We start from the raw sequence: 10,877 nt of genomic DNA, 5'->3' as shown, positions 1-10,877 counted from the left end.
GTGCAGATTTCCCGAGCCACCTCTTTTCGACGTCCAGGTCAGTGAATTCTCGCCCGCCTCGCCATTTCGCTCCATGCCACGCGGGAACACCCACAGGTTGGAAAGCATCGGCAGGCTCCAGTCCATGGAACGCGCCGTCAGGATGCGGTCTTCCGGACCATGATAGACAACACGCGTGCAGGCATCGGCGATCGGCGCCGCGGCCACCGAAAGCGCGGCGGCCAGTGTCAGGCTGCGCCAAAGCGATCTGTTTGCTTTCAAAATCATTCCTCCAGTTTGTACAGCGGTCAACCTTTGAACCTCTGGCGAAAAACCGACTCAACCAACTTGGATGGTCGCAAGCCGGTTGGTCAAGCTTAAGTGACGACAAACACACCCCAAGCATCTTGTTCCAGGCCGTAGTCTCCTAACGTTTTAGCCATGTTCGCACAGAGAAGAGCTTGATTGCGGTAAGATAGTTGTCGGCGTGATTGTCGCAACGCATTGCAATTCCACGGGCTTCTTTGATGCGGTTGAAGAACCGCTCGATGGGGTTTCGATAGCGATAGAGGAACGAGCTGAAAGCGTTGGCAAATGCCTTCGCCTGGTTTGCTGTGGCGCGGATGGCGTCGGTATCATAGCCACGATCGCACAAAAGCGTCGTTCCAGCATGAAGCCTGGCGAGCAGGTCTTCGGCGTAGCGACAGTCAGCAGGCTGTCCTTCCGAGAGGCGAAGATCAATCGGCAGCCCATCGGCATCGACACGAGCATGGATCTTCGTTGTCAGGCCGCCTCTGGAACGTCCCATGCTTCGATTGGCACCCCTTTTTACCGGTGGCGTCATGCTGATGCATGCGAACACACGACGATCATCAACCCGCGGCACGCCGCGGCTGTTGTTGGGCAGAAGCGGCTCGATCACCGCCCACTCGAAATCCGTCAGGTCAAAACGTCGGCGCATCAATGATCTCCTTTCCTGAAACCAGTGAATCAATCCACCGTGCCAATGTGAATCCCGTTTATGGGTTTACGGCCTAGCCGGCTGGGGTCCGGATGCCGGATACCAGCGCACGCGATGAACCTTCGACACCCTTGTTTCAGCACATCTACAATCCAGACGGCTGCAGCTGGAGCTGGGCGCTGCATCCCTTTGACCTCCGTGACAGGAACGCCCTGCCACAACTGCACACCGCCGCAGACAAGGACTGGTCCTTCGCGCCCGCCCGGCTCGTGCTCGCCGCAGCCGAGCCGGTTCAGACAGCCGGCAATCACACATTTGCAAAAGTGACCGAAGTGATGGTCCTGTTCACTGCTCGAGAGTCGGGCGAGAAAGTGGAATCCGGGTTTTCGACAATCCCGACGCGCCAAAACAAATGGCTGGGTCATCAGGCGGTTCATAATAGTCACCTGATGACCCAGTTGCGACCGGCATGACGCAGTGTCGTTCTTCGTCCGCCACAACTTGCACCCGGCTCGGTCTCCTTGCGGCGCTTGAAGCCCCTCGAAAAAACAAATCAAAGGGCGCCAAGCCAAAACGCCATCATTCCACGGGCAGTCTCACCGCGCGCGAGAAGCTCCTGCGCCCTCGCGATCCCAGGTGTCGGCGGTTACGCCGTCCTTGCGCAGCAGGTGCTTTTGCACCTTGCCCGATGCCGTCTTGGGCAGGTCGTCGAGAACGCGCAGGTAGCGCGGCACCATGAAGCGCGGCAGCGTTCCGGCAAGCCGCTCGATGACGGAAGCCGGATCGATGCCTTGTCCGCTGGCGGGCGATACCACGATCAGCACATCATCCTCGGTGAACTCGGACGGCACCGCCACTGCCGCGCATTCGCGGATATCCGGCAGGTTGAGGACTTCGCTTTCCAGCGCGAAGGACGAGATGTTCTCGCCGCGCCGGCGGATGACGTCCTTGAGCCGGTCAACGAAGTAATAGGTGCCGTCCTCATTGCGGCGGAAGCTGTCGCCGGTGTGGAACCAGCCATTGCGCATGGCCTCCACGGTCGCCGCGGGATTGTTGTAGTAGCCGGCCATCAGCGCCCAGGGACGGTGCGAACGGATGACCAGTTCGCCCACCGCGCCGTCCCCCAGCGGCATGTCGTTTTCATCGACGATCCGAAGCTCGCACCAGGGGCGCGGCTTGCCGGCGATGCCCTTGGTTTTGATGCCGGGGCCCGCGTGCAGGGGGCTCGCGATCTCCGTCATGTTGTAGATGGTCCAGGCCTCGATGCCGAACCGTTCCGCAAACAGCGGGCCATCCTCACCGAAGGGCGTAATGAAGGCGCGGCGCAGCGGATGGTCGCGATCGTCCGAGCGGACCGGCGCCTTGAGCAGGAAAGCGGCCATGACGCCGAGAAGAAGGCAGTAGGTCGAGCCGGTCTCGCGAACGGCCTGCCAGAACGTATCGGTCTTGAACTCGCGCATCATGCCGATCGAAAGCCCGCGCGCCAGCATCGCGTTCACGTAAAGCGTCGAACCGCAATGGAAGATCGGCCCGCAGATCATGCAGCGGTCATCGGCCTCGACGCAGTCGAAGGCGTCGGGGCCCATCGTATAGTGCTGCGAATAGGTGCTCATCACCCCCTTGGCGTTGCCGGTGGTGCCTGAGGTATACATGATCGCATGCAGGTCCCAGGGCTCGATCGGCTGCGCGAGGTTCAGCGCTTCCGCGTCCTCGACTTGCGGGTCGACCAGCGACTGAATGTCGTAGCCCGCGATCGCGGCGGCTTCGCCCTCGACCACCAGCACGGTCTTGACCTTGCCGGGCTTCACCTCCGAAAGCCGCTCGACCAACGCGGCCTGCGCGATCAGCACGGGCGCATCGGCGTCGCTGAGGATATGTTCGAGCATGTGACCGCGCGCGCCGGTGTTGATCGGCACATAGACCGCGCCGAGATAGTTGATCGCGAACCAGCTGCACAGAAGGTCGGGGCTGTTGCCCATCAGACAAAGCACGTGATCGCCCCGCTTGACGCCGGCTTGCGCCAGCGCGCTGGCCCTAAGGCGCACTCTGCGATGCAATTCGCCATAGGTCCATGCCGGACCCGGCCAGAACTGGACGAACGGCGCCTCTGGCTGGGTTTGTGCATACCCATCAAGGACATAGCGCAGAACGGAGCGATTTCTGTCCAAAGCCGGATCGGCCGTCGCAGCGGTTTCGGGGGCCTTGCCCGGGGGCTTAGGGGCCATCTTGTCCTCCTCAGGAAAAACTCAAATTCGGGACGCGCGTCGGCTTCCGTCCTCTCATATTTCATATTGCATTGTTGTGCCTCATTGTGCAACATACTTAGTAGTATGTCGCTCGGCGACGGTGAAATGACGAGGGAAATGACCGCAATGTCGAGTGTGAAGGTTGAGGTGGAAGGCGCGATTGCAACCGTGCGATTCGATCGTGGCGGAAAGGCGAATGCGCTGGATCATGCGATGATCGACGCGCTGGAGACGGCGGCAAGGGAGCTGTCGCTCAATCCCGATGTTTCGGTGATCGTGTTGGCCGGCACGCCGAAAATCTTCGCCGCCGGCGTTGACCTGAAGGACCAGCGGCTGTGGGACCCGCAGGGCCCGGCGGTCGCCCGTCACCTGGCGATGAATGCGGGCGTGCGCATGAGCACGGCCTGGCGGCGGCTGCCGCAGATCGTCATCGCCGCGCTCGAGGGACCGGCCATCGGCGGCGGCGCGATCCTCGCGCTCTGCGCCGATTTCCGCGTCATGGCCGAGGATGCCTATCTGCGCTTCCCGGAAGTGCGTCTCGGCATGACGCTCGGCTGGGGCGGGCTGCCGCTTCTGACCGAGCGCGTCGGCGCGGGCCGTGCCAAGAGAATTCTGTGCTGCGATGAAACGATCGGCGCCGACGAGGCGCTGACGCTCGGCCTCGCCGACCGCACGGTTGCCGCCGGCGCGACGCTGGACGCGGCAAGGGAATGGGCAAACGCGATCGCGGAAATACCGCCGATGTCGCTGCGCATGACCAAATCCGCCATCGACGCCCATGCCCGCCGCAATTGGGCCGAAGGCGCCGAGGGCGACCAGTTTCTGCTGGCCAAGCTGCTTGCCGAAGGCGGCGGCGGGGCCTGATCACCGGCCGGCGGACAGTTTCGTCCGGCTTTTCATGCACCCTGAGCGGTGCCAATTGGGAGGAGAACTTTATGACTGTAATAACAAAGGCCATTCTGACGTCGGCCTTCTCCGTCGCGCTGGCGGCGGGAGCACAGGCCGAGCCATATCGGATCGGCGTTCTGACCGACATGTCGGGGATGAATTACGACCTTTCCGGCAAGGGCTCGCAAGTCGCGGCAGAGATGGCTGTCGAGGACTTCGGCGGCAAGCTTCTGGGCGAAGATGTCGAGGTCATCGTCGGCGACCACCAGAACAAGCCGGATGTCGGCTCGACGCTGGCGCGCCGCTGGATCGACGAGCAGAACGTGATCGCGATCGCCGACGTGCCGACGTCCTCGGTGGCCCTCGCCGTGCAGGAAATCACCCGCCAGAGCGATACGGCGCTGCTGATCTCGACCGCGGGCTCCTCTGCGCTCACCGGCGCGTCCTGTTCGCCTTCGACCGCCCAGTGGACGTGGGACACCTATGCGCTGGCCAACGGAACCGGTCGCGCGATGACGCTGCAGGGCGACAAGACATGGTTCTTCCTGACTGTCGATTACACCTTCGGCCATGCGCTTGAGGCCGATACGGCCGCGGCCGTCAAAGCTGCCGGCGGCACGGTTGTCGGGCAGGTCATGCATCCGCGCGAAACCTCCGATTTCTCGTCCTACCTGCTGCAGGCCCAGGCCTCCGGCGCGGATGTGATTGCGCTTGCCAACTCCTCCGGCGACACCATGACCGCGCTGAAACAGGCGGAAGAGTTCGGCATCACCGCCGGCGGACAGGATATCGCCGGCATGCTGCTGTTCCTGACCGATGTCCATGGCGTCGGCCTTGACATCGCGCAGAACCTGACGCTGACAACCGCGTTCTACTGGGACATGAACGACGAAACCCGCGCCTGGTCCGAACGGTTCGGCGAAAGGATGGACGGCAAGATGCCGACCATGGTCCATGCCGGCGTCTATTCGTCGGTGATGAACTACCTCAAGGCCGCCGAGGCATCGGGCCAGGCAAAGAGCGGCTCTGAGGTCATGGAAACCATGCGCGGCATGGATATCGATGACTTCTTCAACCACAATGCCTCTCTGCGCAAGGATGGCCGCGTCGTCCATGACATGTACCTCGTAAAGGTCAAGACGCCCGCCGAATCCAAGGGTCCGTGGGATTACTACAAGGTCCTGCGCACCATCCCGGGCGACGAGGCTTTCCGGCCGCTTGACCAGAGCGATTGCCCGCTCATCGACGGGTAAGGCGACATCATGACGATGGCTACCGTTTCGGCGCGCCCCGCGCCGGAGAGCGCCCGTGCCGCATTGTCGGCGCGGGGTCTCAGCAAGAGTTTCGGGAACTTCCAGGCCGTGACGAATGTCGACATCGACATCCGTCACGGCCGGATCCACGCGCTGATCGGTCCGAACGGCGCCGGCAAGAGCACGGTGTTCAACCTCTTGACCAAGTTCCTGCAGCCGAGCGCGGGGACGATCATGGTCGGCGAGACGGACATAACCCGCATGGCCCCGGCGCAGGTGGCGCGGCTTGGCGTCGCCCGGTCGTTCCAGATCTCCGCCACCTTCGGCGACATGTCGCTGGTGGACAATGTCTGCGTGGCGCTGCAAAGGCAAAACGGGCTGGCCGTGCAGTTCTGGCGCTCGCTCGCCAGCCTGTCGCGGCTGAGGCCCCGCGCGATGGAACTGCTCGGGCGAGTCGGCCTTGCCGATATGGCCGAGCACAGGGCGGCGGACCTCTCTTACGGACGCAAACGCGCGCTGGAGATTGCCACCACGCTGGCGCTCGACCCGAAAGTGCTGCTTCTCGACGAGCCGCTCGCCGGCATGGGCCAGGAGGATGTCGAGACGATGGCCCGGCTGATTGCCGATGTCGCCCGCGACTGCGCCGTCCTGATGGTGGAACACAATATCAAGGTGGTTGCCGATATCGGCGACGACATCACCGTGCTGCAGCGTGGCGAGATCCTCACACAGGGAAACTATGACGCGGTCAGCGCCGATCCGCGCGTGCGCGAAGCCTATATGGGGACCGAGGACGATGACTGACGCTTCCGCGAAGACCCGCGAGGCCCGCGGCCCGCAGCAACTCAAGGTGCGCGGGCTGGAGGCCTGGTACGGAGAGAGCCAGGCGCTTTATGGCGTCGACCTCGACGTCTACCCCGGCGAGACCGTTACCCTGCTGGGCCGCAACGGCGTCGGCAAGACCACCACATTGCGCAGCCTGATGGGTATCGTGCGCAAGCGGACCGGCACGGTCGAGTTCGATCAGCGGTCGATCCTGCGCCTGCCGCTGCACCGGGTCGCCCATGCCGGCATCGGCTTCGTGCCCGAGGAACGCGGTATCTTCGCCTCGCTCAGCGTCGAAGAGAACCTGATGCTGCCGCCGATCGTGGCCCGCAACGGCAAGGAAATGTCGCTCGACGAAATCTACACGCTGTTTCCAAACCTGCTGGAGCGCCGTCACAGCCCGGGCACCAAGCTTTCGGGCGGCGAACAGCAGATGCTGGCGATCGCCCGCATCCTGCGCACCGGCGTCAGCCTGATCCTGCTCGATGAGCCGACCGAAGGTCTGGCCCCGGTGATCGTGAACCGGATCGGCGAGATGCTGAAGGCGCTCAAGGCGCATGGTCTCAGCGTCCTTCTGGTCGAACAGAATTTCCGTTTCGCCGCCAGGATCGCGGATCACTTCTACGTCATGGATCAAGGCGAGATGATCGACAGCTTTGCGGTCGCCGAGTTGCCCGGCAGGCGCGAAGCGCTCAACAAGGCACTGGGAGTTTGACATGACAATGATTTTTGGCGTGCCGCTTGTGGTGCTCACCGGGCAGGTGATGATCGGCCTGATCAACGGCTCGTTCTACGCGCTGCTGTCACTGGGCCTTGCGGTGATATTCGGGCTGCTGCGCGTGGTAAACTTCGCTCACGGCGCCTTCTACATGCTCGGGGCCTTCGCCGCCTGGATGCTAGGCCAGTATCTGGGTCTTGGCTACTGGCCGTCACTGCTGCTGGCCCCCGTCCTCGTTGGCCTCGTCGGCGCGCTGATCGAGCGCACCATGCTCCGCCGTCTCTACGATCTCGACCACCTCTACGGCCTGCTCTTCACCTTTGGCCTCGCGCTGCTTCTGGAAGGCGCGTTCCAGCATTTCTACGGCGCATCCGGCAAACCCTTCGCGTCCCCGGCCGAAATGCGGGGCGTCATTCGTACCGATTTCGTGACCGTGCCGATCTATCGCGGCTGGGTCGTGGTCGCCTCGCTGCTGATCTGCTTCGGCACCTGGGCGCTGATCGAAAAGACCAAGATCGGTTCCTATCTTCGCGCTGCGACCGAAGATGCCACACTCGTGCAGGCTTTCGGCGTCAACGTGCCGCTGCTGTTGACCCTGACCTATGCCTTCGGATGCGCGCTTGCGGGCGTTGCAGGCGTCCTCGCCGCCCCGATTTTCCAGGTCAGCCCGACAATGGGCTCCAACATGATCATCATCATCTTCGCGGTGGTCGTGGTCGGCGGCATGGGCTCGATCCTTGGCGCGATCGCAACGGGCTATCTTCTGGGCGTCGTCGAGGGTCTGACCAAGGTGTTCTACCCCGAGGCGGCGAATATCGTGATCTTCGTCATCATGGCGATCGTGCTGCTGTTGCGTCCTGCAGGTCTCTTCGGAAAGGAAAATTGAGATGATCGAAGCCGAAGAATTCGAGACGGTGGCCGAGACCACCCGCCCGCACCGGCGGCAACAGCTCGTCGTGCTGGCGCTCATTGCCCTGCTGATGCTGCTGCCGCTCTGGATCTATCCGGTATTGCTGATGAAGCTGATGTGCTTCGCGCTGTTCGCATCGGCCTTCAACCTGCTGCTTGGCTATGGCGGCCTCCTGTCCTTTGGCCATGCGGCTTTCTTCGGCGGTTCCGCCTATGTCACGGCGCATGCGCTGAAGGTCTGGGAGGTGAACCCCGAATTTGCCATTCTCGCAGGCGTCGCCGCAGCGCTTGTGCTGGGCCTGATCATGGGGCTTCTGGCGGTTCGCCGGCAGGGCATCTATTTTGCGATGGTCACACTGGCGCTGGCGCAGATGTTTTACTTCTTCTGCCTGCAAGCGCCGTTCACACACGGCGAAGACGGCATCCAGGGTTTTTCGCGCGGCCGTCTGTTCGGGGTGATCGATCTCGCCGACAGCACTGTGCTCTACTACGTCATCGCCATTGTGTTCGTCGCCAGCATCTTCGCGATCTGGCGGATCGTGCATTCGCCCTATGGCATGGTCCTGCAGGCCATCCGCGAGAACGAACAAAGGGCGATCTCGCTGGGTTACTCGGTGCAACGCTACAAGCTCGGTGCCTTCGTCATGTCGGCGGGCTTTGCCGGACTGGCCGGCGGGCTCAAGGCGATCCTGTTCCAGTTCGCCACATTGACGGATGTGAACTGGCACATGTCCGGCGAGGTGATCCTGATGACGCTTCTTGGCGGGATCGGCAGCATTGCCGGGCCGATCGTCGGCGCGGGGCTGATCGTCACCCTGCAGAACTACTTCGCCACCACCGGCTTCCCCGTCACCACGGCGCTTGGCGCGACCTTCATCGTCTGCGTCCTGCTGTTCCGCCGCGGGATCGTGGGCGAACTGCGCCACCGTTTCGCTGCCAGGAGAAAATCATGAACAACGCACTATTCCGACACGCTTTCCGCGTGCTTCCGGACTGGGTGGACTATAACGGCCACATGGGCGACTTCGCCTATGGCATCGCCTTTTCCCGTTCAGTCACAGCGCTGATGGAGGAGATCGGCCTTGACGAGGCCTATCGCGCCGAAAGCGAAGCCACACTCTATACTTTGGAGATGCGGATCGGCTATCAGCGCGAGTGCCATGAGGGCGACGCCTTCACGGTCGCCACCCGCGTGCTGGCGGTCGATGCCAAGCGGATGCACCTCTATCAGGAGATGCTGGACGGGAGCGGAGAGCGGCTGGCCTGGTGCGAGCAGGTGCTACTCCATGTCGCCCGTAAGTCCGGCAAGCCGAAGGCCGCGCCTTTTCCTCCGGATGCCGCCGCGCGTCTGCAGGAGATGGAAATGGCGCAGCGGGATGTCCCCTACCCGGACTGGCTCAACCGGCGCACCGGTCTGGGTTGAGGCTTCGCCCTCGCCTGCCCGGCGTTTTCCGAGCGGTTCGGGCAGGCCTTCCGACCTGTTTAAAAACAAGAAGACGGCCACCGCACCCGATGGCCGTCTTCTTGCGATTTGGCGGTCCGGCTCAAAGAACCTCGAAAAGCCCGGCCGCACCCATGCCGCCGCCAACACACATGGTGACCACCACATAGCGCGCGCCGCGGCGCTTGCCCTCGATCAGGGCGTGGCCGACCATGCGTGCGCCCGACATGCCGTAAGGATGACCGATCGAGATCGCGCCGCCATTAACGTTCATCAGTTCGTCCGGAATGCCGAGCCGGTCGCGCGACGGGATGACCTGGGCGGCGAAGGCCTCGTTGAGCTCCCAAAGACCGATGTCGTCAACGCTCAGATCGTGGGTGGCAAGAAGCTTCGTCACCGCCGATATCGGACCGATTCCCATCTCTTCCGGCGAAACACCGGTGACGGCAATGCCGCGATAAAGGCCGAGCGGAGCCAGCCCCCGGCGTTCCGCCTCACGGCTTTCCATCAGGACAGCCGCCGAGGCGCCGTCGGACAATTGCGAGGCGTTGCCCGCTGTCACAAACGCGCCTTCAGACACCTGCTGGCCATTCTTGAATACCGGGGCAAGGCCTGAAAGACCGTCCAGCGTCGTGGAAGGCCGGTTGCCCTCGTCGCGCTCAAGCGTCGCCTCGCGCATCGTGGTTTCGCCGGTTTCGCGGTCGGTGACCTGCATGACGGTGCTGAGCGGCACGATCTCATCATCGAACCTGCCGGCGGCCTGAGCGGCGGCGGTGCGTTGTTGCGACTGCAGCGCATAGGCATCCTGGGCCTCGCGGCTCACGCCATTGCGGCGCGCGACGATTTCGGCGGTTTCCACCATCGCCATATAGGTTGCCGGCAGCCGCTCGCCGAGCCAGGGGTCGTGCCAGTGACGGGTGTTCATCTCGGGCGTCTGCACCAGCGAAATCTGCTCGACGCCGCCGCCGATCGTCACCGCCATACCGTCCGATATGATCTCTTTGGCCGCGATCGCGATCGCCATCAGGCCGGAAGCGCATTGCCGGTCGACGCTTTGTCCCGGAACGGTTACCGGAAGGCCTGCGCGCAAAAGGCCCGTGCGCGCGATGTTCATATGGGTGGTGCCCTGCTGCAGGGCGGCGCCGACGATCACATCCTCGATCTCCGCGGGGTCGACGCCGGCGCGGCTTACGGCATGCTCGATGGCATGGCCGATCAGCCGGGGCGCGGTGGTGGCGTTGAACGCGCCGCGATAGGCTTTGCCAATCGGCGTGCGGGCGGTCGAAACGATGACGGCTTCCCTCATGACGGGGTCTCCTTGTTGTCTGTGGCGGGATCGCGCAGCAACGCCTCTGCGCAGGCCCGCAGTTCAGGCGTGAGCGGGATCGGGCGCCGGGTGACGCGGTCCACATAAACGTGGACGACGCGCCCGCGAGCGGCACATACGCCGCCCGCCCGGTCAAAAAGGCCAAAGCCCCAGGTCAGGCTGGTGCGCCCGATGGCCTCGACGCGAGCGCCGATGCCGAGCTTCGCGGGGAAGGTAATCTCCCGGAAGTACTGCGTGCCGTTCTGCACCACCAGCCCGATCGGACCCTCGGCCTCGGCGGAGAGATCGAGCGCGCCGTGCTCGATGAGCGCCATATTCATCGCCGTATCG

The 10,877-nt window shown here is 63.3% G+C and carries 12 protein-coding genes and 1 pseudogene; 8 read left to right on the top strand and 5 right to left on the bottom strand.

Translation table 11 applies throughout. The features are described 5' to 3' along the window. Positions 1–267 (bottom strand): annotated as a pseudogene (locus tag B4E36_RS19215) (choloylglycine hydrolase); the annotation flags it as partial. 139 nt (positions 268–406) lie between these two features. Further along, positions 407–940 carry an IS5 family transposase gene (locus B4E36_RS19210; protein WP_292055880.1) on the bottom strand — a complete coding sequence of 178 codons (534 nt, stop codon included), beginning with the start codon at positions 938–940 and terminating at the stop codon, positions 407–409. Between the two features lie 92 nt (positions 941–1,032). Between B4E36_RS19210 and B4E36_RS19205 the strand changes: the two genes are divergently transcribed. Next, positions 1,033–1,413 carry a hypothetical protein gene (locus B4E36_RS19205; protein ID WP_292055879.1) on the top strand — a complete coding sequence of 127 codons (381 nt, stop codon included), beginning with the start codon at positions 1,033–1,035 and terminating at the stop codon, positions 1,411–1,413. Positions 1,414–1,536: 123 nt separating this feature from the next. Here the strand turns inward: B4E36_RS19205 and B4E36_RS19200 are convergent, their stop codons facing one another. Next, the gene (locus tag B4E36_RS19200) at positions 1,537–3,165 is read right to left on the bottom strand and encodes an AMP-binding protein (RefSeq protein WP_292055877.1); all 1,629 of its coding nucleotides are present in this window, start codon (positions 3,163–3,165) and stop codon (positions 1,537–1,539) included. Between the two features lie 147 nt (positions 3,166–3,312). Between B4E36_RS19200 and B4E36_RS19195 the strand changes: the two genes are divergently transcribed. From B4E36_RS19195 to B4E36_RS19165, 7 genes are all read left to right on the top strand, one after another. After that, positions 3,313–4,050 (top strand): enoyl-CoA hydratase/isomerase family protein, encoded by a 738-nt coding sequence (locus tag B4E36_RS19195; protein WP_292055875.1) that lies wholly within the window; start codon positions 3,313–3,315, stop codon positions 4,048–4,050. A gap of 71 nt (positions 4,051–4,121) precedes the next feature. Beyond that, the gene (locus tag B4E36_RS19190; RefSeq protein ID WP_292055873.1) at positions 4,122–5,327 is read left to right on the top strand and encodes an ABC transporter substrate-binding protein; all 1,206 of its coding nucleotides are present in this window, start codon (positions 4,122–4,124) and stop codon (positions 5,325–5,327) included. A 9-nt stretch (positions 5,328–5,336) separates the two neighbouring features. Next, positions 5,337–6,131 (top strand): ABC transporter ATP-binding protein, encoded by a 795-nt coding sequence (locus B4E36_RS19185; protein WP_292055872.1) that lies wholly within the window; start codon positions 5,337–5,339, stop codon positions 6,129–6,131. After that, entirely contained in the window at positions 6,124–6,867 is a 744-nt protein-coding gene (locus tag B4E36_RS19180; protein ID WP_292055870.1) for an ABC transporter ATP-binding protein, read from the top strand. Before B4E36_RS19185 ends, B4E36_RS19180 begins: the two co-directional genes overlap by 8 nt. A gap of 1 nt (position 6,868) precedes the next feature. Continuing rightward, a complete protein-coding gene (locus B4E36_RS19175; protein WP_292055868.1) occupies positions 6,869–7,756 on the top strand; it encodes a branched-chain amino acid ABC transporter permease in 888 nt (295 codons plus the stop codon). Position 7,757: 1 nt separating this feature from the next. Next, positions 7,758–8,732: a branched-chain amino acid ABC transporter permease gene (locus B4E36_RS19170; RefSeq protein ID WP_292055866.1), complete on the top strand. Its 975-nt coding sequence runs from the start codon at positions 7,758–7,760 to the stop codon at positions 8,730–8,732. Then, entirely contained in the window at positions 8,729–9,202 is a 474-nt protein-coding gene (locus tag B4E36_RS19165; RefSeq protein ID WP_292055864.1) for a thioesterase family protein, read from the top strand. Before B4E36_RS19170 ends, B4E36_RS19165 begins: the two co-directional genes overlap by 4 nt. A gap of 121 nt (positions 9,203–9,323) precedes the next feature. Here B4E36_RS19165 and B4E36_RS19160 read toward each other — a convergent pair whose 3' ends face one another. Further along, positions 9,324–10,526, bottom strand: a complete 1,203-nt coding sequence (locus tag B4E36_RS19160) for an acetyl-CoA C-acyltransferase (RefSeq protein WP_292055862.1) — start codon at positions 10,524–10,526, stop codon at positions 9,324–9,326. After that, a partial coding sequence (locus tag B4E36_RS19155; protein WP_345900705.1) for an acyl-CoA thioesterase occupies positions 10,523–10,877 on the bottom strand: 355 nt, incomplete at its 5' end. The genes B4E36_RS19160 and B4E36_RS19155, both read right to left, overlap by 4 nt.

The organism is Martelella sp. UBA3392, from assembly GCF_002358775.1.
GTDB lineage: Bacteria > Pseudomonadota > Alphaproteobacteria > Rhizobiales > Rhizobiaceae > Martelella > Martelella mediterranea.
The sequence above is the reverse complement of the archived record's forward strand: the minus strand, read 5'-3'. Positions and strand labels throughout refer to the sequence as shown.